Annotated in this window: 22 protein-coding genes and 1 tRNA gene; 11 read left to right on the forward strand and 12 right to left on the reverse strand. The window is 58.0% G+C overall.

Translation table 11 applies throughout. The annotated features are described in order from the left end of the window. Positions 1-94 precede the first annotated feature (94 nt). Complete coding sequence (locus ACFWW4_RS08440; RefSeq protein ID WP_411890426.1) at positions 95-721, reverse strand: outer membrane protein; 627 nt, start codon at positions 719-721, stop codon at positions 95-97. A 221-nt stretch (positions 722-942) separates the two neighbouring features. Then, complete coding sequence (locus ACFWW4_RS08445) at positions 943-2037, reverse strand: anhydro-N-acetylmuramic acid kinase (protein ID WP_411890427.1); 1095 nt, start codon at positions 2035-2037, stop codon at positions 943-945. Between the two features lie 63 nt (positions 2038-2100). Here ACFWW4_RS08445 and tyrS point away from each other — a divergent pair, with 63 nt between their 5' ends. Further along, positions 2101-3351 (forward strand): tyrosine--tRNA ligase, encoded by a 1251-nt coding sequence (gene tyrS / locus ACFWW4_RS08450; RefSeq protein WP_411890428.1) that lies wholly within the window; start codon positions 2101-2103, stop codon positions 3349-3351. On the opposite strand, the gene ACFWW4_RS08455 is transcribed toward tyrS, so the two are convergent. Then, a complete protein-coding gene (locus tag ACFWW4_RS08455; RefSeq protein WP_411890429.1) occupies positions 3348-3491 on the reverse strand; it encodes a hypothetical protein in 144 nt (47 codons plus the stop codon). The genes tyrS and ACFWW4_RS08455 overlap by 4 nt on opposite strands. Positions 3492-3537: 46 nt before the next feature. Here ACFWW4_RS08455 and ACFWW4_RS08460 point away from each other — a divergent pair, with 46 nt between their 5' ends. The 7 genes from ACFWW4_RS08460 (at position 3538) to ACFWW4_RS08490 (ending at position 9409) form a co-directional block, all read left to right on the forward strand. Next, on the forward strand, positions 3538-4308 hold the full coding sequence (locus ACFWW4_RS08460) for a GNAT family N-acetyltransferase (RefSeq protein WP_411890430.1): 771 nt from the start codon (positions 3538-3540) through the stop codon (positions 4306-4308). A 93-nt stretch (positions 4309-4401) separates the two neighbouring features. Continuing rightward, complete coding sequence (locus tag ACFWW4_RS08465; protein ID WP_411890431.1) at positions 4402-5250, forward strand: PhzF family phenazine biosynthesis protein; 849 nt, start codon at positions 4402-4404, stop codon at positions 5248-5250. Further along, the gene (locus ACFWW4_RS08470; protein ID WP_411890432.1) at positions 5240-6205 is read left to right on the forward strand and encodes a zinc transporter ZntB; all 966 of its coding nucleotides are present in this window, start codon (positions 5240-5242) and stop codon (positions 6203-6205) included. The genes ACFWW4_RS08465 and ACFWW4_RS08470 overlap by 11 nt, the downstream gene beginning before the upstream one ends. 66 nt (positions 6206-6271) lie before the next feature. Next, entirely contained in the window at positions 6272-6694 is a 423-nt protein-coding gene (locus ACFWW4_RS08475) for a Fur family transcriptional regulator (protein WP_411890433.1), read from the forward strand. Beyond that, positions 6694-7584: a DMT family transporter gene (locus ACFWW4_RS08480; RefSeq protein ID WP_411890434.1), complete on the forward strand. Its 891-nt coding sequence runs from the start codon at positions 6694-6696 to the stop codon at positions 7582-7584. Before ACFWW4_RS08475 ends, ACFWW4_RS08480 begins: the two co-directional genes overlap by 1 nt. Before the next feature lie 41 nt (positions 7585-7625). Next, positions 7626-8900 carry a phosphopyruvate hydratase gene (gene eno / locus ACFWW4_RS08485; RefSeq protein WP_411890435.1) on the forward strand — a complete coding sequence of 425 codons (1275 nt, stop codon included), beginning with the start codon at positions 7626-7628 and terminating at the stop codon, positions 8898-8900. Then, positions 8897-9409 (forward strand): GNAT family N-acetyltransferase, encoded by a 513-nt coding sequence (locus tag ACFWW4_RS08490; RefSeq protein WP_411890436.1) that lies wholly within the window; start codon positions 8897-8899, stop codon positions 9407-9409. The genes eno and ACFWW4_RS08490 overlap by 4 nt, the downstream gene beginning before the upstream one ends. Before the next feature lie 71 nt (positions 9410-9480). Here the strand turns inward: ACFWW4_RS08490 and ACFWW4_RS08495 are convergent, their stop codons facing one another. Then, a complete protein-coding gene (locus ACFWW4_RS08495) occupies positions 9481-9912 on the reverse strand; it encodes a PRC-barrel domain-containing protein (RefSeq protein WP_411890437.1) in 432 nt (143 codons plus the stop codon). Between the two features lie 238 nt (positions 9913-10150). On the opposite strand from ACFWW4_RS08495, the gene ACFWW4_RS08500 reads away from it, so the two are divergent. After that, positions 10151-10570 carry a cupin domain-containing protein gene (locus ACFWW4_RS08500; protein WP_411890438.1) on the forward strand — a complete coding sequence of 140 codons (420 nt, stop codon included), beginning with the start codon at positions 10151-10153 and terminating at the stop codon, positions 10568-10570. On the opposite strand, the gene ACFWW4_RS08505 is transcribed toward ACFWW4_RS08500, so the two are convergent. From ACFWW4_RS08505 to pdxH, 8 genes are all read right to left on the reverse strand, one after another. Continuing rightward, positions 10567-11352 carry a TIGR00266 family protein gene (locus tag ACFWW4_RS08505; protein ID WP_393928596.1) on the reverse strand — a complete coding sequence of 262 codons (786 nt, stop codon included), beginning with the start codon at positions 11350-11352 and terminating at the stop codon, positions 10567-10569. The genes ACFWW4_RS08500 and ACFWW4_RS08505 overlap by 4 nt on opposite strands. Positions 11353-11432: 80 nt before the next feature. Then, positions 11433-13316, reverse strand: a complete 1884-nt coding sequence (locus ACFWW4_RS08510; protein ID WP_411890439.1) for a cation:proton antiporter — start codon at positions 13314-13316, stop codon at positions 11433-11435. 193 nt (positions 13317-13509) lie between these two features. Beyond that, entirely contained in the window at positions 13510-14118 is a 609-nt protein-coding gene (locus ACFWW4_RS08515) for a hypothetical protein (RefSeq protein WP_411890440.1), read from the reverse strand. 12 nt (positions 14119-14130) lie between these two features. Then, complete coding sequence (locus tag ACFWW4_RS08520) at positions 14131-17784, reverse strand: vitamin B12-dependent ribonucleotide reductase (RefSeq protein WP_411890441.1); 3654 nt, start codon at positions 17782-17784, stop codon at positions 14131-14133. 578 nt (positions 17785-18362) lie between these two features. Beyond that, a tRNA-Pro gene (locus ACFWW4_RS08525) sits at positions 18363-18439 on the reverse strand. 43 nt (positions 18440-18482) lie between these two features. Next, complete coding sequence (locus ACFWW4_RS08530) at positions 18483-18959, reverse strand: DUF192 domain-containing protein (protein WP_411890442.1); 477 nt, start codon at positions 18957-18959, stop codon at positions 18483-18485. Then, positions 18956-19483: a cold-shock protein gene (locus ACFWW4_RS08535; protein ID WP_393928600.1), complete on the reverse strand. Its 528-nt coding sequence runs from the start codon at positions 19481-19483 to the stop codon at positions 18956-18958. The genes ACFWW4_RS08530 and ACFWW4_RS08535 overlap by 4 nt, the downstream gene beginning before the upstream one ends. A 121-nt stretch (positions 19484-19604) precedes the next feature. After that, positions 19605-20210, reverse strand: a complete 606-nt coding sequence (gene pdxH / locus ACFWW4_RS08540) for a pyridoxamine 5'-phosphate oxidase (RefSeq protein ID WP_411890443.1) — start codon at positions 20208-20210, stop codon at positions 19605-19607. Between the two features lie 152 nt (positions 20211-20362). On the opposite strand from pdxH, the gene fabI reads away from it, so the two are divergent. Next, positions 20363-21169 carry an enoyl-ACP reductase FabI gene (fabI, locus tag ACFWW4_RS08545; RefSeq protein WP_411890444.1) on the forward strand — a complete coding sequence of 269 codons (807 nt, stop codon included), beginning with the start codon at positions 20363-20365 and terminating at the stop codon, positions 21167-21169. Between the two features lie 5 nt (positions 21170-21174). Further along, positions 21175-21786, forward strand: a complete 612-nt coding sequence (locus tag ACFWW4_RS08550; RefSeq protein WP_411890445.1) for a LysE family translocator — start codon at positions 21175-21177, stop codon at positions 21784-21786. Positions 21787-21793 lie beyond the last annotated feature (7 nt).

Below are 21793 nucleotides of genomic sequence, written 5' to 3' on the forward strand. Positions count from 1 at the left end.
AGGGCCCGTGACTGAGGTCACCGGCCCTCCCGTAGCTATTCCGGCCGATTAGTTTGGGACACGGGACAGTCGCTGGCCGGAAGGAAATTATTGTTTAGAACTGGAACGACACACGCGCCGTCGCTGTTGTCGCATCAATATCGTCACCACCACCAAAATCTTCGAACTGATGTCTCAACACTTCTCCACCAACGCGCAAGGAGTCGCTGAGTTGATAAGCCAATCCAAGGCCCACAAAACGACCGTCGTCATCATCATCATCGCCGTCGACCGACACTGTTGCCCTTGCAACACCTGCGGTTAGATATGGCATAAACTGCCCGGCATCGTAACCAGCAAGGAATTTCAGGCGAGCAACGCTATCAAGCTCGACATCCACAGGGGCTGCCGCGGCTTCGCCTTCGATATTACTTGCGTCATAATCGACCTCTGCACCCAAAACAACAGAACCGAGATCATATAGATAACCAGCGTGGACACCATAAACAGCACCACTCTCATCATCGGCCAAAGCGTCGGATTCAATTTGCCCAAAGCCTAGCTGGCCACCAGCATAAAAACCCGTCCAATCCGCACTTGGCGCAACAACGACGGGTGGTGGTGCAACAGGTGCAGGTGGTGCAACAGGTTCGGCCAGACCGCCCGCTGCAGCCATACCGCCAGCAAGAATGAGTGGCAGTGCGAACATGCTCGAACGAGCGGTTGTAAATGTCGGTTTCATTTTATTCTCCGTTAATCGGGTTACCGTGTGAGTTAACTGGCAGTTAATAGAAAAAGTTCCATAGCCCTCACGCGTCTGTGATGGGCTTCGGCAAATATGGGCATGAAAACCAGACGCCAGTCGGCTAACTTTAGCCCATAATTGAAACAATTGAATTGATTTCGCTCAACTGTTCGAAAAATTTCGGATCACCGCCTATAAATGAGGCATTTTTTTGACAGCTATGCAGGGGTCGCCAATTGGCCACCCACGCAAGGATGCGCTACAGCGGTCGTGCCTGCAGCCGATATCGGCAGCCCGCGCGCCACCCGGACGGCAAGATAAGCAAAGGCCTGAGCCTCCAACATATCACCATCCAAACCAACCGCCTCGACGGGCTGAACCGGACATCTCAGCGCAACCGCCAGGCGATCCATCATCGTCGCATTCTTGCGACCGCCCCCTGTCACCAGAACCTTCAACGGCGCGATAGGACAATGCGCCATCGCCCGAGCCACCCCTTCAACCGCAGCGGCAGTTAGCGTGGCAATGGCATCGGCATCGTCCAACACTGCAGTCTGGTCAAGCAAGGTCGCAAAATCATCCCGGTCCAGCGATTTGGGCGGGGGTTTCTCAAAATAGGGATGCTCCGCGAACGCGGCCAAGATACCCTTGTCGACCTGTCCTTGACGGGCCAATGCGCCAGCGTCATCAAATGCCAATCCGCGCCGCTGGCGCATGGCATCATTGATCGGCGCATTCGCCGGCCCCGTATCAAACGCCAAAAGCGCACCACCCTCCTCTGGCCGGGCAAGCCGCGGATCACCCCAAGTGATGTTTCCCACGCCCCCCAGGTTCAAAAACGCCATCGGCGCCTCAGCCTTCAACCACTTCGCCAAAGCAAAATGATAAAACGGAGCGAGCGGGGCACCCTGCCCGCCTCGCCTGACATCTTCGCTGCGAAAATCCCAAGCCACGGGATAGCCCAATGCGCGTGCGATCCGGTATCCATCACCACATTGATGGGTCCGACCCTGCGCAGGGTCGTGGGCCAGCGTCTGCCCGTGAAAACCGGCCAAATCAATCCCGCCAAACGGACGCATCACCGCAATATGGGCGTCTTCGACAATCCGGGTCGCCGCATCCACACCATCACCCGGCCAGCGCCCCAAATGTGCACGCAACACCATCTGTTCCGCAGTGGAATAGGGGCGATAGGATGTGGGACCAAACCCATGAATCGCAACGCCATCTGTTCGCAGCACCGCCGCATCAACCCCGTCCAGCGACGTCCCTGACATCGTGCCAAGGGCGGTGACCACATCTGCCTGCAACATACGCTTTCCCTTGTCCCGCGACGCCCTTATAGACTGCACCACGCAATTCACGGGAACAAGCCAATGACCTACCATCCCAAATCCGATTTCATCAGCATCATGATGGAGCGCGGCTTTCTTGCCGACTGCACGGATTATCAGGGCCTCGACGAGGCGCTGAGCAAAGGGGTGGTGCCCGCCTATATCGGCTTTGACGCAACCGCGAAATCGCTGCATGTGGGCTCGCTCATCCAGATCATGATGCTGCGCTGGCTGCAAAAGACCGGGCACAAACCGATCACGCTCATGGGCGGCGGCACGACCAAGGTCGGCGATCCGTCATTCCGTGCGGACGAACGGCCCCTGCTCAGCCCCGCCCAGATCGATGAAAACATCGCCGGGATCAAACAGGTGTTCTCGGCCTACCTGACCTATAGCGACGGCCCAACCGACGCGATGATGATCAACAATGCCGAATGGCTGGACGATCTGAACTACCTCGATTTCCTGCGTGATATCGGGCGGCATTTCTCGATCAACCGGATGCTGTCGTTTGAAAGCGTGAAATCGCGGTTGGACCGGGAACAATCCCTGTCCTTCCTCGAATTCAACTACATGATCCTGCAGGCCTACGATTTCCTCGAACTCAACCGGCGCTACGGCTGCCTGCTGCAGATGGGCGGGTCTGACCAATGGGGCAATATCGTCAACGGGATCGACCTGACCCGGCGCGTGTTGGATCACGAAATCTACGGGCTGACATCGCCACTGCTGACCACAAGCGACGGCAAGAAAATGGGCAAGTCAGAGGCCGGGGCCGTCTGGCTGAACCCCGACATGTGCAACCCTTACGAATTCTGGCAGTTCTGGCGCAACACCACCGACGCGGATACCGGTCGTTTCCTGAAACTCTACACCGAATTGCCGGTCGATGAATGCGACAGGCTCGGCGCGCTGGAAGGGGCCGAAATCAACACGGCCAAGATCATCCTCGCCAACGCGGTCACCACCCTGCTGCACGGCGCCGAAGCGGCCCAGGCGGCCGAGGCGACAGCCCGCGAAGTCTTTGAAAAAGGCGGCATCGGTGATGATTTGCCTACGCTCACCCTGACCGCCGATGACGTCAGCGAAGGCATCTCTATCGTGCAACTGATCGTGCGCGCCGGTTTGGCTAAAAGCGGGAAAGAGGCCAAGCGCCTGATCAACGAACATGGCGCGCGGCTGAACGACGAACCGCTGACCGATGCCGGCCTGATGGTCGATGCCGCCGCCCTGACCAGCCCGATGAAGCTCAGCGCCGGCAAGAAACGGCACGCATTGGTCCAGCTGGGCTAAAGCAACAGCAGATCCACAAACAAGATCGTCACCGCGACAGGAAATGTCATCACGGTGGCGATAACGGCGGCACCCAGCACCGTGGGCCGGGCGGCAGGGGCGACAACGCCTGCGACTGGTCTTGATCGGTCATGTTTCATGACGCAATTAACCACGGCTTAGGTTTCAAATGGCTTAACTGGGGTCATGATCCCTGCCCTGCCCTTGCAACAACATCCCACCTTCGGGGCCGCCTTGAAACGGCTGGGCGCCGACACACACCAGATCGATATCGGCGGCACATCGCCCGTGCAGGTCATCCGCCGGTTCGGGATCAGTTTTGCCACACGCATCCGGGTCCATGATCCGCAATCGCTGCGGCACAGCCCACTACGGATCATCAACGCCGAAACACCCGCCGAAACCTACCGACAGGCCGGATTCCGGCAGATCATGACACCCGCCCATGTGGCCGAAATCGATCTGACAGCCCCCCTGCAACCACACCCCAAATGGCGGCACAGCTGGCACAAATCCACCGTCAAAATCAGGCACGACATTTTTCATACGACACAGCACCAATGGCTTCTTAACGCAGACCGCGCACAGCAACGCACCAAACGCTACCGTACACTGCCGCACGCCATGATCCACGCCTATGCCGCGATCAGCCCAACCGATGTGATCGTCCTGACCGCCACGCAATCCAACACCCCCGTCGCCGCCATGTTGTTTATGGTCCACGCACCCGTCGCCACCTACCAGATCGGCTGGACCGGGGATGCGGGGCGCAAGGCCCACGCCCATCACGCGCTGCTGATGCATGCCGCCGATCATTTCGCCAGACAGGGGCTGACCCGGCTCGACCTTGGCACGGCCGACACCGAAAACATGCCCGGCCTCGCACGGTTCAAGATCGGCAGCGGTGCCACCGTGCGCCCCCTCGGCGGCACATGGCTGCGACTGCCCTTCGCCTGACGGACCCGCCCCGCATTTTTCGGTGTTGGTCGGTGCGATCATGGTGCAGGGTCTGGCTGTCCACTCAGCAGCCGAATCCATGGGGCACAAGCAATGACACAATTCCTCGTCTACGATGTCTTTACCGACGCCGCCTTCGGCGGCAACCAGCTTGCCGTGATCCCTGATGCGACCCACCTGCCAGACGACAAACTGCAAAGCATCGCGCGCGAATTCAATTTCTCCGAATCCACCTTCGTTTATCCGCCCGCCGATCCGGCGCATACTGCAAAGGTGCGGATCTTCACCCCAACCATGGAAATCCCCTTTGCCGGGCATCCCACCATCGGAACGGCCATCGCCCTGCATGATCTGGGGCACAAGGGTGCGATGACACTGGAACTCGGCATCGGGCCGATCCCCTGCACGGTCAGCGACACAGGCGCTAGCTTCCAGACCAGCGCGCCACTTGAACAACTCGCGGACCCCGATCCGGCGCTTGTCGCCGCCGCACTCGGCCTGCAACCCCGCGACATCAAGACCGACACCCACGCGCCGACACAGGCCAGCCTCGGCCTGCCCTTCATGATCGCGGAACTGCAGAACGAAACCGCGCTGAACGCCTGCACCCCATCCGTCGACCACATCAGGCAAGGCGCCACAGAATACCCGGCAGGGCTGGATTTCGCGCTTTATGCCTATGTCAGACAAGGCAACACCATCGACGCCCGCATGTTCGCCCCGCTCGATAACATCCCCGAAGACCCGGCCACCGGCAGTGCGGCGGCCACTCTTGCCGCACTGTTGACGGAACTGGTGGGTGCACCGCAAACTCTGACGATCCGCCAGGGCTTTGCCATGGGGAGGCCGTCGATCATTCAGGCCACGACGACCCATGCGCCGATCAAGGTCACCATCAGCGGCCAGGCGGTCAAAACGATGGAGGGGACGCTTGTCATCTGATCCAACCCCGGTCTGCGCCTATGACATCAACGCCGATGGCAGCGCCACCGCCGTGTCCGACAGCGGCGCACAGCCTGCCAGTGACGGGGCCGCCTATCGCTGGCTGCATTTCGATCTCTCCGCGCCGGGGCTGGACACGTGGTGCCATGAAAACCTGCCTCCGCTGGCGACCAGGACACTGCTTGCGGTCAAGACACGCCCGCGCGTCGATGATCTCGATGACGGGCTGATCGTGACCTTGCGGGGGATCAACCTGAACGAAGGGGCGGAGGTCGAAGATATGGTCTCGCTCCGGCTGTGGGTCGCACCGCGGCTGGTGGTCAGCGTGCGCAGGCAGCGTGTTTTCGCGATGGAGGATCTGCGCGGCCAGATCGATGCCGGAAATGCCCCCGTCAGCCCCGCCCACCTGATCGCCCGGATCACCGAAAGCCTTGTGGATCGGATCGAAAGGATCTCGCTCGATGTCGAAGACCGGGCCGACCAGCTCGAAGACTGCATCTACGACAATGGCGAAACCGAAGCGAACGAACTCGCCCCGCTCCAGCGCAGTGTCATCAAGCTGCGGCGCCATATCGGCCCGATGAACGACACGGTCAAGGCGCTGGCGACAATCGATACCCCGCTGATGACCAAGAAACTGCGGCACCGGCTGCGCGACACCGCCAACCGCGCGACCCGGTCCGTCGAAGAACTGCACGAGGTCGCGGACCGGCTCAGCGCGCTCAGCGAACATATCGACATGGTCAATGATTCCCGGCTCGGGCGAAACAGCTATATCCTGTCGGTCATCGCGGCCATTTTCCTGCCGCTGGGATTCCTCACCGGGCTGTTCGGGGTGAATGTCGGCGGCATGCCCGGCGTCGGCAGCCCCTATGGCTTTGCCATTCTCTGCGGTGTGATGATTCTGGTCGGGCTGGCCGGTTACCTGATCTTGCGTCTGATCCGCTGGTTTTAGGCCGGTGGCGCTGGAAACCCGCGCCAAGGCTGGTTATCAGGGACCCACAGACAGACCGGGACATTCATGACCGACACCATCATCTCCCGCTGCGAGGCGAACGGACTTCGCATGACCGACCAGCGCCGGACCATCGCCGCCGTGCTCGAGGCCGCAGATGACCACCCGGATGTTGAGGAACTGTATAACCGCGCCTCCGCCGCCGACCCCCGGATTTCGCTGGCGACGGTTTATCGGACGGTGAAACTCTTCGAAGAGGCGGGCATCCTTGAAAAACACGAATTCGGCGACGGGCGCGCGCGCTACGAATCCGCAGACCGCGACCACCACGATCACCTGATCGACATGCATTCCGGTGAAGTGATCGAATTCGTCGATCCTGAAATCGAAGAACTGCAGGAACGGATCGCGGCCAAGCTGGGCTACAAACTGATGGGGCACCGGCTTGAACTCTATGGCGTTCCGCGAAAACCCGAAACCAGCGACTGATGGAAAACCTGCGCGGTGCGCTTTTCATGGTCATCGCCATGGGCTGCTTCGCGGTCGAGGATGCCCTGATCAAATCGCTGTCCGGCACGGTCCCCGTCGGGCAGGTCCTCTCGATCACCTGCACCGGCGGCCTGCTCGCGTTCATCCTCTGGTTCACGATCCGCAACATCCCGCTCTGGCAGCCCGAATACCTGCACCCCAAGGTCCTGATGCGCAGCGGCGCCGATGTCATCGGCTCCTGCCTTTTTGCCACCGCCCTCACCCTTGTACCGCTCACCACCGCCTCTGCGGTCATTCAGGCGACCCCGCTGGTCGTGGCCACCGGGGCCGCGCTTTTTCTGGGGCAAGAGGTCGGGTGGCGGCGCTGGCTGGCCATCGGGATCGGCTTTGCCGGCGTTCTGATCATCGTGCGCCCGGGGCTGGAGGGGTTCAACAGCGCGGTCCTGCTGGCCGTTGCGGGCATGCTGGCGCTGGCCGCCCGCGACCTGCTGACGCGATCATTGCAGGTGGGTCTCTCCGGCCCACAACTCGCCGCCCACACATTCCTCCTGATCATCCCGGCGGGATACGCACTTTCCGCCATATTAGGCCAACCTTTCGTCATCCCAAACGCCTATGAGGCACTCCTACTCCTCGGCTGCATCGCCTTCGCCATCGCCGCCTATCTCGCCCTCGTCACCGCCACACGGCACGGCAACGCCGGCATCATCTCCTCCTTCCGCTATTCGCGCATGGTCTTCGCGCTGATCCTCGGTTTCGCGGTCTTCGGTGAAATCCCCGACGCCCCCACATGGATCGGCACCGCCATCATCATCGCAACCGGCCTCTTCACCCTCTGGCGCGAGGCGCGACTGCACCGTACTTCCCTTGCGTCACAACCCGCGCTATAGAGCGCGCGATACCGCTAACACCCTGCCCCTAGGAGCCTGCCATGAGCACCATCATCGACATTCACGCCCGCGAAATCCTCGACAGCCGGGGCAACCCCACGGTCGAAGTCGATGTCATCCTCGAAGACGGCACCATGGGCCGGGCCGCTGTGCCTTCAGGGGCCTCCACCGGCGCACATGAAGCGGTCGAAAAACGCGACGGCGACAAATCCCGCTACATGGGCAAAGGCGTGCTTGAGGCCGTCGCCGCCGTAAACGGCGAAATCGCCGAGGCGATCCTCGGTTTCGATGCGACCGAACAGGTCGCCATCGACATGGCGATGATCGAACTCGACGGCACCCAGAACAAAGGGCGGCTCGGCGCCAACGCCATCCTTGGCGTCTCCATGGCCGTGGCCAAGGCCGCCGCCGATTTCACCGCACAGCCGCTCTTCCGCTATATCGGCGGCACCTCCGCCCGCACCCTGCCCGTCCCGATGATGAACATCATCAATGGCGGCGAACATGCTGATAACCCTATCGATATTCAGGAATTCATGATCATGCCCGTCGCTGCGGACAACATCCGCGAGGCCGTGCGCATGGGCTCCGAAGTGTTCCACACCCTGAAAAAAGAACTGTCCGCTGCGGGCCACAACACCGGCATCGGTGACGAAGGCGGGTTCGCCCCCAATCTCGGCTCCACCCGCGAAGCACTCGATTTCATCATGAAATCCATCGAAAAGGCAGGCTACAAACCGGGCGAAGACATCTACCTCGCCCTCGATTGTGCCGCGACCGAATACTACAAGAACGGCAAATACGAGATGACAGGCGAAGGCATCACGCTCACCTCTCAGGAAAACGCCGAATACCTTGCCAAACTCGCCAGCGACTACCCCATCATCAGTATCGAAGACGGGATGAGCGAAGATGACTGGGACGGCTGGAAAACCCTGACCGACATGATCGGCGACAAGGTGCAACTGGTCGGCGACGACCTTTTCGTCACCAACCCCGCCCGTCTGGCCGACGGCATCGCCAAAGGGTCCGCCAATTCCATGCTGGTCAAGGTCAACCAGATCGGCACCCTGACAGAAACCCTGCAAGCGGTCGATATGGCCCACCGGGCGCGGTTCACGAACGTAATGTCGCACCGCTCCGGCGAAACCGAGGATGCCACCATCGCCGACCTCGCCGTCGCCACTAATTGCGGACAGATCAAGACCGGCTCACTCTCGCGCTCCGACCGGCTGGCAAAATACAACCAGCTGATCCGGATCGAGGAAATGCTGGGCGAAACGGCGGTCTATGCAGGTCGCAGCATTCTGAAGTGACGGACATCACCATCAGACCGGCGCGCGGGACGGGTGATCTGAACGCCGTGCGCCGACTCTGCTGGGATTACCGGGATATTCTCGTCCAACGGACCGCCGACTTCCCGCTACTGCTCGATTATTATTATGAAATGCCCGTCTATCAAAAATTGATGGACGAGCTGCCCGGTCGGCATGTCGCACCAGATGGTGAGATTTTTGTTGCGGAAACAGCCGGTCAAATCGTCGCCTGCGGTATGACCCATCGGATTGATGCACATACCTGCGAAATCAAACGCGTTTTCGTGACCCCCGCTGCGCGCGGCAGAGGCGTGGCACAACTCCTCTGCAAAGCAGCGATGGATCATGCCCGCACATTTGGATACCAGCGCATGGTCCTCGACACCATGCGCTCCCTGCCCGAGGCGATGGCGCTTTACGAAGGCATGGGATTCAGATCGACCGCGCCCTATTACGATGTCCCGCAAGAACTGGCGGACAATATCGTCTTTTACGAACACCCTCTCTGACCGGTCAAACCGGCATCACTTCTTGAAAAAGGGAGGGGCGAACCCCTCCCACTTCACGGATCAAATCGCGATCAGTTCCAGAATGCTTCGTCGACCGCTTCCATCGCTTCCAGTTCTTCCTCGGTCTTGTTGGTCACGTAACCATAGGTCTGGTCGTCAACGGCGGTCAGGCGGATGTTTTCAACCGGGATCATCACGTGCTTGTCGCCGATATCAAGGAAACCACCGATTTCGGCAATAATGCCGATCATCTGGCCGTCCTTGTTCAGCACGATATCCTCGATCTCACCAATCGTGTTCCACTCGGCATCCACCGATGCATAGGCATCGTTTTCCCGCCACATGGTGTCATTCACATCGACATCCATGCGGTAGATATTGCCGCCCGTGATATCACGGGTCCGGATCAGATCTTCGTCTGCCATGGCCGTCGTGTCTGCCAGCGCGGCTGAACCAACGACGGCAAGGATTGCAGTGGCAGCTGTCAGTTTAAAGGACTTCATTTTCAGTCTCCCCTAGAAGGTTGCGGTTACTTGGTGCGTAGTACCTCGTTAACACGCTGCACGTGTGTGGGTTCCGTGTGTTCCGAAAAATTGCATGCGACGGTGTACGGCCAAATTGGCGCGATGGGGTGGGCATCCGGCACCCGCCGACATTAAGATATGGTAAACGGGCGGCGCCTTGGGGTCCGACGTTTATCCGACGCAAATCCGACGCAACGCCGACAGGACAAATTGGCCCATGACCGCAGACGACATCATCACGAAACTGGGCCTGAAACCGCACCCCGAAGGCGGGCATTACCGCCAGACATGGGTCGCCGAAAACGATGGCCGGCCCAGCGGAACCTGCATTTATTTCCTGCTCAAATCTGATGAAGTCAGCCACTGGCACCGCGTCGACACCGTCGAAATCTGGCACTTCTACACCGGCGCGCCCCTGATCCTGTCAGTGGCTGCAGATGAAAAAGGACCGGCAAAGGATATCACCCTCGGCCCCGATCTGGGCGCAGGTCATACACCGCAAGTCATTGTTCCTAATGGGTATTGGCAGGCCGCGCGCACAACCGGCGACTGGACATTGGTCGGCTGCACCGTCTCGCCCGGATTTCAGTTCGCCGGGTTTACCCTTGCTGAACCGGGTATTGATATCCCCCGCTAGCGGTCGCCAAACATATCGCCCAGACCGCCCAGCACGGAACCTTCGCCCTTGCTGCCGCCCGGCCCTGCGGCACGCATGATGCGGTCAGCCAGACGCGAGAATGGCAAGCTCTGCAAATACACCGTCCCCGGCCCGCGCAACGTGGCCAAAAACAACCCTTCGCCGCCAAACACCATGGATTTCAACCCACCCGCCCGTTCAATGTCATAATCAACACCGCTGGTGAACGCACCAATACAACCGGTATCGACACGCATCACCTCACCAGGTCGCAGCTCGCGTTTGATCACCGTGCCGCCCATATGAATAAAGGCCATGCCATCGCCACGCAGGCGCTGCAAGATGAACCCTTCACCCCCGAAAAAGCCCACACCAAGACGTTTCTGAAACGCGATATCGGTCGATGTCCCCAACGCCGCGCAAAGAAACGCATCCTTCTGACAAATCAGCTCTTCACCCACGAGGGCCATGTTGATCGGAATGATCTTGCCCGGATATGGCGCGGCAAAGGCCACACGTTTCTTGCCCTGCCCGTTATTGGTGAAATGGGTCATGAAGATAGATTCGCCCGTCAGCACACGCTTGCCCACATTCAACAGCGAATTCATGATGCCGCCCGACGGCGATGACCCATCACCCATCTTCGCCTCAAAACCGATACCGTCTTCCATGTAATTCATGGCACCGGCCTCAGCGATCACGGTTTCCTTCGGATCAAGCTCAACCTCGACAATCTGCATGTCGTCGCCAAATATCTCATAATCAACCTCATGGCATCGCATCGTTGAAACTCTCCATTCTTTCAAAGCATTATAAGTAATAGTTAAGAACCGGGCGGCCTGACCACAACGTCCGGAAAACCCTACCCGGTCCGTTCATCCGCCTCGGGCATTTTTCCGGTTTCAAGGATTTCCATCATCTCATCGTGTAGCGCTGCCTCGCGCGGTCCGATGATCTCCTGCACACGGGCAACATATTCCTTGTTCTCCATGACAGGGATCGCCGGATCATAGGCATCGGCCAGCGATATCATCGACGCCCGGTCGGCGCGGTTGAACGCCTCAACCATCATCTCTGCACGATCCGGGGCGATCCCCATCGCCTCAAACACCGACCGCCCCATGCGCAAGGAGCTGTCATAAGTATCGCGAATAATATCACGACAACCTGCGGCCCAAAGCTCGTAAACATGATGCCGGTCCACTGCGCGCGCCACGATATGCACGTCAGGTGCTGCCTGTTTGGCATAGCGCACCAATTCGGTGATCTTGTCCCTGTCATCAATCGCAATCACAAATATCTTTGCCTTCTGCAGCCCGGCAGCATGCAACAGATCAGGGCGCGTCGCGTCGCCATAATAAATCTGCGCACCAAAAATTCGCATATTTTCCAGATGCTTGGCGTTGTAGTCGATTACCGTCAGGCTGTATCCCGCCGCGCTCAGAATACGGCGCACGATACCACCCACCCGACCGCCGCCAGCGATAATCACCTCACCCTGCTCTTCAATCGTGTCAGCCTCGCGAACCTCCTGCCCCACATAACGCGGCGCAATCAACCGGTCATAAAGGATAAACAGCACCGGGGTCAGCAGCATCGACAGCGCCACCACCAGCAGCAGCAGATCCGCCATATCAGACGGGATCGCCCCGTTCGCCACCGTAAAGGACAGCAACACAAAGCCGAACTCGCCAGCCTGCGCCAACCCCAAAGCCATCAGCCAACGGTCGCCGCCGCGTATGCCGAATATCATGCCCAGAACCAGCAGAACCGCCGTCTTCACAGCGATCAGCCCCAGCGTCAGACCAATGATCAGCGCCAGATTTTCACCCAGCAGAACGAAATTGATACTCGCACCAACAGTCATAAAGAAAAGACCCAGCAACAGCCCCTTGAACGGATCAATGTCCGATTCAAGCTCGTGCCGATATTCGCTATTGGCGAGGACCACCCCTGCCAAAAATGTGCCCAACGCAGGCGAAAGCCCGACCAGCGACATCAGAAGGGCAATCCCCACCACCATCATCAACGCCGTGGCTGTGAACAATTCACGCAAACCCGCCGCGGCGATGAAGCGAAAAACCGGCCGCGTCAGATAGCTGCCCGCCCCAACGACGGCGCCAATCGCCGCGAGATTGACCAGGGCGGTCTGCCAGCCATTCAATCCGGCAACCAGGCTCATGCTTTCTTCATGTCCACCTTCCGCACCATGCGCAGTCACCACCGCCAACTCTGGCAAGGCCAGTAGCGGCACCAGCGCCAGCATCGGGATCACGGCAATGTCCTGGGCAAGCAAAACGGCAAAGCTTGACTGGCCACCATCACTTTTCATCAATCCCTTTTCGTTCAATGTTTGCAATACGATAGCGGTCGAACTTAGCGACAGCACCAGACCAATCGCCAGCGCGATGGTCCAGCTGGCCCCCAGCAGCATGGCCACACCCATCACCGCCAATGCGGTCAATCCAACCTGCCCGCCGCCAAGCCCCAGCAGCCGCCCTCGCATCGACCAAAGCAGTTTCGGTTCCAACTCCAGCCCGACCAGAAACAGCATCATCACAACGCCAAACTCTGCAAAGTGCTGGATCGCGATCACATCCACATGCAGCCACCCCAGGACCGGGCTGATCAGAATACCCGCGATCAGATAGCCAAGCACCGATCCCAGCCCAAACCGCGTGGCTATCGGCACTGAAAAGACGCCTGCAATCAGAAAGATGAATGCCAGCAACAGGAAATCAGTCATATGTCAGCCCCTCGGGTTTTGGCAGATGATGCGCGGGACCAGCGGGAAATGCAAAGCCCGCCAGCAGACAAAAAAAGGGCCCCCGAAGGGACCCTATAGTTTCGTTGATCAGGCTCACTCTTTATATACCGCTCGGTTTGTTGCCTGCGGCCCGATCCACGCCGAGGGCGAGCGCACTCGCCCCGGAACTCTGCTAGAACACCACTCTAGGCCTTTGCTTCGAAATGCGTTCAAGCTCGCTCTTGAACTCTGGTATTCGCACCAGGGATTTTGCTTTCTTTACTAGAGCCACATCAGTGTAGGCCCGACGTGCCAGCTCTACTGCGCTAAGTCTCTCATCAAACAAGGCCATTCCGCATTGAAGGAAGATAGCTGCGTAGTTGGTCTCCAGTTCTTCGTCTGTTGGTGGGAGCACTGATTTACCAGTTTCGCTATCTACGACTTTGAAGTTTTTTATCACCTTTGCATTTGCGTGGTGATCAAGCATCAAGTGGCACATTTCGTGCGCAAGTATGAAATTCGCAAAACCTCGACCCAAGCGGGCCAGCCGCATCAACTCACTGTCGACAACTAGTGTCATCAGGTCGCCAAATGCGACTACTCCCGCCCTTCGCTGATAGTCAGAAAGCGGTCCGCTTTTTGTTTGCTTGATCTTCCAGCAATCATTTTCGGCGCACAGATACTCCCAAAACTCTGACATCTTGAAGAATTTGCCATCACCGCGGAACAAGCGACGACAAGCAACCGCCTCCTTAAAGACTTGCGCGGCACGCCGTGCAGATATGTTGGGACGCTTGCTCATCGAACTAAATCCTCAGCTACACCCCGACGTCCCGCCGCACGTGTTGCACTTCATGCAAGTCCCGTTCCGGACCAGCGTATAGTTTCCGCACTCCCCGCAAGGATCACCCTCGTAGCCCTGCATCTTGGCTTTGTCCCGTGCGCTCAGACTGGTGGTTGATGTCGCTGTAACAACGGTTGTCGATGTTTCAACTTCTGGCACGAGTGTCTGCAAAGCTGCCGACGGATCAGACCCGGTGGCCAATGCTGTCGCCCCCATGCCGCCCTGCAGCACCACTAGATCCTGTGGCATCCGCTTGCGCAGATATCCGGTCGAGGAAATCTGCTTGAGCACTTCGAGCGAGCGCGTCGCCGCGTTCTCAGTCGGGGCCTGGATGTTCGACACGCCTTCCTGTTCGCCGCGTCCGATATCGTCGAATGTGGCCCCCTCCGGCTTGACATGCGCCAGATCGGTACGGTCGAGATAGGACACAGCCAATTCGCGGAAGATGTAATCAAGAATAGAGGTCGCGTTCTTGATGCTGTCATTGCCCTGCACCATGCCCGCTGGCTCGAACTTGGTGAATGTGAATGCATCCACAAATTCCTCAAGCGGGACACCATATTGCAGGCCAACCGACACGGCGATGGCAAAGTTGTTCATCATCGCCCGGAAGCCAGCACCTTCTTTGTGCATGTCGATGAAAATCTCGCCCAGCGATCCGTCTTCGTATTCGCCGGTGCGCAGATAGACCTTGTGCCCGCCAACAATGGCCTTCTGGGTATAGCCCTTGCGCCGCTGCGGCATCTTTTCCCGCTCGCGGTTGCGGACTTCCTGCACGATGATCTTTTCAACAATCTTTTCAGCCAGCACCGCGGCCTTTTCGTGATGGTTGCCGCTTTCCAGCACCTCCATCGCGTCGTCATCATCCTCTACCAGCGCGGATGCCAGCGGCTGCGACAGTTTCGATCCATCCCGATACAGCGCGTTAGCCTTCACGCCCAGCGACCAGGACAATTCATAGGCTTTCTGACAATCCTCGATCGTCGCATCATTGGGCATGTTGATCGTCTTGGAAATCGCACCCGAGATAAAGGACTGGGCCGCTGCCATCATATAGATATGGCTGTCAACACTCAGATAACGCTTACCTTTTTTGCCGCACGGGTTGGCGCAGTCGAACACATTGTAATGCTCTTCCTTCAGGAATGGCGCACCTTCCAGCGTCATCGTCCCGCAAACATGGTCATTCGCGGCGTCGATATCCTGCTTGGAATAGCCAAGGTGACGGAGCAGATCGAAGGTGGGATCGTTCAGCTTCTCAGCGGGAATGCCGAGGGTCTTTGTGCAGAACTCCTCACCCAGCGTCCATTGGTTAAAGACGAACCGGATGTCAAAGGCAGACGCCAGCGCCGCCTCAACCTTGTCCAACTCCGCCTGCCCAAAGCCATGCCCGATCAGTGACGTGTGGTTGATCGCAGGCGCCTGCCCGATGGAACCATGACCAACGGCATATGCGATGATCTCTTCGATCTGCGCCGAGCCATAGCCCAGCTTTTCAAGGGCCGCTGGCACGGACTGGTTGATGATTTTGAAGTAACCACCACCGGCCAGCTTCTTGAACTTCACCAAAGCGAAGTCAGGCTCGATTCCGGTTGTATCGCAATCCATGACCAGGCCAATTGTTCCGGTGGGCGCAATCACCGACACCTGCGCGTTGCGATACCCATGCTGCTTGCCAAGCGCCAGCGCCTCGTCCCAAGCGGACACCGCCAGTTCAACCAACCGCTGATCGGGGCAGTTGGCGTGGTCCAGCGGAACCGGCTTCACGTCCAGCTTGTCATAGCCGGTTGTCTTCCCAAGTGCGGCCTGCCGGTGGTTCTTGATCACCCGCAACATATGCTTGCTGTTTTTCTGGTAGCCCGGGAAGGCACCCAACTCGCCTGCCATCTCGGCCGAGGTCGCATAGGACACGCCCGACATGATCGCGGTCAGCGCAGCACCCATCGCGCGGCCTTCGTCGCTGTCATAGCCAAGGCCCATATTCATCAGCAGACCACCGATATTGGCATAACCCAGACCCAGCGTGCGGAAATCATAGGAGCGCTGCGCGATTTCCTTCGATGGGAACTGCGCCATCATCACACTGATTTCCAGCGTCACCGTCCACAAACGGGTCGAATGCATGTAGTCTTCAACTTGGAATTCACCGTCCTTGTAAAAGGTCAGCAGGTTCATCGACGCAAGGTTACAGGCCGTGTCGTCCAGGAACATGTATTCAGAACATGGGTTTGAGCCGCGGATTGCACCGTCTTCCGGGCAAGTGTGCCAGGCGTTGACCGTATCATGGTACTGAATGCCCGGATCGGCACAGGCCCATGCGGCGTGGCCCACCTGTTCCCACAGATCGCGCGCCTTGATAATCTTGGCAACTTCACCGTTCTTGCGGTTGATCAGCTTCCAGTTCTCGTCGTTCTCGACAGCCTCCAGGAAGGCATCGGTGACACGGATGGAGTTGTTGGAGTTCTGGCCAGACACGCTCGAATAGGCTTCCGAATCCCAGTCGGTGTCATAGGTCGGAAACTCAATGCTGGTATGACCCTGCTTGGCATAGTCCAGCACCCGCTTGATGTAAGTCTCTGGGATCGCGGACTTTTTCGCATCCTTGACGGCAGCTGCCAGCGTGTCGTTCTTCTTGGGGTCGTAGGCATCATCGGCCGCGCCGTCCCACGCTTTAATCGCCGCAAAGATCGCGTTCAGATAACGCTCGTGCATCTTGGAACCGGCAACAATGCTCGCCACTTTCTGTTCTTCGATGACCTTCCAGTTGATGAATTCCTCGATATCGGGGTGGTCGGCATCCACGATCACCATCTTGGCCGCGCGGCGTGTTGTGCCGCCCGATTTGATTGCGCCGGCGGCGCGGTCACCGATTTTCAGGAACCCCATCAGACCGGATGACTTGCCACCACCAGACAGCGGCTCACCTTCGCCACGCAGGCTTGAGAAGTTCGTGCCCGTACCAGACCCGTATTTAAACAGACGCGCCTCGCGCACCCACAGGTCCATGATGCCACCATCATTGACCAGATCATCGTCAACCGACTGGATGAAACAGGCATGCGGCTGCGGATGCTCATAAGATGATGCCGATTTGGTCAGCTCACCCGTCTTGTAATCCACGTAATAGTGGCCCTGCGCAGGCCCATCGATCCGATAAGCCCAATGCAGGCCGGTATTGAACCATTGCGGGCTGTTCGGTGCCGCGCGCTGGGTCGCCAACATATAGCGCATTTCGTCGAAGTAGGCGCGGGCGTCGTCCTCGGACGAGAAATAGCCGCCCTTCCAGCCCCAATAGGTCCACGCGCCTGCAAGGCGATCAAACACCTGTTTCGCTGACGTTTCGCCGCCGAATGTTGCACCCTTGGCAGGCTCGGACCGCCACAGGAACTCCGGCACGCCCTTTTCCTTCACCTTTTTCAGTGCAGAGGGCACGCCCGCCTTGCGGAAGTATTTCTGCGCGATGACATCGGATGCAACTTGGCTCCATCCGGCGGGGATCTCGCAATCATCCAGCTTGAACACAATCGTCCCGTCGGGGTTTCGGATTTCTGACGTGGTGGATTTGAACTCCAACGCGGCATAGGCATCCTGCCCGGCGGTGGTAAAATTGCGTTCGATCTTCATTGCTTCTGCCCCTTGCTATCTTGCCGTCGTTGCGGCCAAATCCTGAATCGCACCGCTTTGTGCAGCGCAAAAATAATGCGTATCGATAACCCCAGGCCGACCACAACCGGTCCGGTCAATGACCAGACAACTATCGTGACGTCGCTATTGGCTTTACGCCCGCCTGCTGAAACCGTCCCCGTGCCGCTACCACATATTGTGTCGTGATTGTCGGCCTGCACAACCTGACGCATCTACCCATAGTGGGTCAACGAATTTTTAACACAAAATCTCGATTAAATCTGTTGACGTGGCCAATCGGAAAACCGCCGGCGACGGCCACGTGATTCACCCACTGACTTGTCCACAGATCACGGGTCTTCACGAAATCGAGAAACCCTTTAGGTTCGGCCCACTTACGCCAAATGGCTCAATCAATACCTGAGCCGAAATCGATTAGCTTCCGGGCGATTAACACAGATTAACGTAAAGTTAACACACACTTAAGCCAGGCGATCCGACCGACCAAATCACCCGCGATGCGCGAAATTGGCCACCGAATCGGTGGCTATACTGCTTGTCATATCCTGAAGATGAAGTGGTCGGGGCGGAGAGATTCGAACTCCCGACCCTCTGTTCCCAAAACAGATGCGCTACCAGGCTGCGCTACGCCCCGGACCGAGAGTGTCTTTAGCCCCACCGGCATGATTTGAAAAGCCCTAACTGTCAGTCTTTTCGATACAGGGCAAAATTGCCTCCGCCCCAAAACTGGGATGCTGCATCACATCGCCAACATCCATGCCCAACCGGTTTGCCAGGCCGCCATTGATTTCGAGCACCATCTGCACGCCATCACCGCCGGGGATCGGGGTCAGATCACCGGGCACAGCATTTTCATGTATGGCCAGAATTTCGCCAACCGGACTGGCAAACAACATATCAAGGGGAATCAATGTGTTTTTCATCCAGAAACTTACAGCCTGCGGTTCTTCATAGACAAACAGCATGCCGGATAAAGTCGGCATCTCTTCAACAAACATCAGACCGCGGGACCGTTCCTGCGGATCATCGGCAACTTCAACGGTGAAAGTTGCCTGACCCCAGTCACCGGAAACAGTGACCTTATCGTCGGCGCAAACGGCCCAGACAGGCTGCGCAACGCACAGGCAAAACGCAACCAGCGCGCCTACCTTCACTTGACCGCTGCCTCCCAACCGACAACTTCGATGGCCATACGCCCACGCTCGCCATCGACCAGACGCAAACCAACAGCCTCACCCGATTGCAGGTCGGACAGGCCCGAACGGCGCAACACCTCAACATGGATAAAGACATCTTCGTCATTGCCGAAAATATTAGCGAATCCAAAACCCTTGGCCTTGTCGAACCACTTGACGCGGGCAGGCTCAATTGGCCGTTGGGCGATATCCTCCGCCGTGAACTCCACCATGTCGCGCAACGGGACAGAGGTTTCACTTTGGGGCGGCGTGATCGACAACACCTGCGTGGCTTGCAACCCGCGTTGCGTATCCTGCACGATGATCTCGATCGCCGAGCCGTCAACAACAGATCCCTGACCAAAGTTTCGCAGCACATTCGCATGCAGCAGAATGTCAGGTCCTCCAAGGTCGGCCACGACAAAGCCGAATCCTTTTGAGGGATCGAACCACTTCACCTGTCCAGTCACCTGCCGTTGGCCGCTGGCCTCTTGCGTATTCATCAAGTCTTCCCCTACGTCACCTTCCACATATTCGGGATGTGACCGTCTTTGTCTTTCATATACGATCTCGACCAGAAAAGAACCCGGACTTCAAGGCCTTGCATTTCACGAAGCGTGAAATTCAGGGGTTTAGTCGGGCAATTTCCCAGTTTTGATCAATCGTTGCGCGTGACCACCGAAACCGATCATGCAATCTGAACTGACCGTCGGACCAAAACTCGATCTCCAACGGCCGGATACGAAAACCACCCCAAAAGGGTGGCCGTTCCGGATCCGGTCCCTTTTGCAGCGTTACCTTTGCCACATCCGCCATCAAGGCGGAACGCGACGTCAATGGGCGGGATTGCCGCGATGCCCATGCGCCCAGCCTACTCTTGAGTGAACGTGAGGCATAGTAGGAATCGGCCAAAGCCCCGTCTTCCTTGCTGACCTCGCCACGAACCCTGATCTGACGACGCAATGACTTCCAATGAAGGACAAATGCAGCCTTGCCGCAACCGGCAATTTCGACGCCCTTCTGACTTTCGTAGTTGGTATAAAACACAAACGCCTCGGGCTCGATCTCTTTCAGCAGCACAATGCGCACATTGGGCATACCGGTATTGTCTACGGTCGATAAGGCCATCGCGTTGGGGTCGTTTAACTCAGCCTTCTCCGCCTCCGCCAACCAGGCGCGCGCGATCAGAAACGGATCACTACCAGAAAATATGCCCTCGCGGTCGGACATAACCGATCCTCAAATAGGCCCCGCGTTAACGATTAGGATTAATCGCGCCGAGAGGCAACCACTTTGGTTCCATCGGGCAATAGCTTGCTGACCGGTTTGCAATCGCCTAAACCGATTTGAAGCAACGCCAAAAGAAACAAAGGACTGGTGGGATGAGCGCGAAATTGATGCAGGGCAAACGGGGCCTGATCATGGGGCTGGCCAACGACAAATCCATCGCATGGGGAATCGCCAAAGCCTGCGCAGACGCAGGTGCCGAACTTGCCTTTTCCTATCAGGGCGAGGCCTTGAAAAAGCGTGTTGAACCACTCGCAACCTCTGTCGGCTCCGATATTGTGCTGCCCTGCGATGTGGGCGACGAAGCATCGATCGACGCACTTTTCGCATCGCTTGAACAGCGTTGGGGCAAGCTGGACTTCATCGTCCACGCCATTGGTTTTTCAGACAAAAATGAACTCCGCGGTAGGTATGTCGACACCAGTCGCAACAATTTCATAATGTCGATGGACATCTCGGTTTACTCCTTCACCGCCGTCGTGCAGCGCGCTGAAAAGATGATGACCGATGGCGGTTCCTGCCTGACGCTGACCTATTATGGCGCAGAGAAAGTGATGCCACATTACAATGTCATGGGCGTCGCCAAGGCCGCACTCGAGGCGTCCGTGCGGTATCTGGCCGAGGATCTGGGCAAAGACAATATCCGGGTCAACGCAATCAGTGCCGGAACAATCAAAACACTTGCAGCCTCCGGCATTGGCGACTTCCGACTGATCATGAAATGGAACGAATATAACTCGCCCCTGCGGCGCACCGTCACGCAAGAGGAAGTGGGCAAATCAGCGCTCTATCTGCTCTCGGACCTTGGCAGCGCCGTCACGGGTGAGGTGTTGCATGTCGACGCCGGTTACCATGTCGTGGGCATGAAGGCCGTGGATGCACCTGACATTACGAAGGAATAGTCACTTTGACGCTGACCGCACTTCTGACTTTGATGGGGCTTCAGGCGCTGATCGCGATCAGCCCCGGCCCTGCAGCCGTCGTCACAATCAAAACATCGGCGGCGCGGGGTGCAAAAGCGGGACTTCTTTTGAGCTTCGGTCTCGCGTCTGCAATCGTGCTATGGGCCGCCGCCGCACTTGCAGGTCTTTCCATTATCTTTGAGGTCGCACCTTACCTGCAGACAACTTTGCGCATTATCGGTGGACTGTTCCTTATCTGGATCGGGATTTCGATGATCCGCCATGCCAGCGCGCCGATGGCCGATGCCAATGAAGCTGACGTCATCGGGGGTCGACGGCTCTTCCGGCTTGGCCTCATCACCAACCTCGCCAACCCCAAGGCGCTAGCCTATTTTGCCGCCGTATTCGTTGGTATCATGCCGCATGATCCAACACCCGCCGCCGCAGCCACAGTCCTCGTTGTCATCTTCATGATCGAGTTCGGGTGGTACGCCCTGCTCAGCCTGCTTTTTTCCCGCCCATCGCCACGCAGGGCCTATCAGCGGGGCAAGACCCATCTTGATCGCATCTTCGGCGGTCTGATCGCGGCACTTGGTGCCCGGATCGCCTATAACTAGGAACAGA

Origin of the sequence: Yoonia sp. SDW83-1 (genome assembly GCF_046762885.1) — a bacterium.
GTDB lineage: Bacteria > Pseudomonadota > Alphaproteobacteria > Rhodobacterales > Rhodobacteraceae > Yoonia.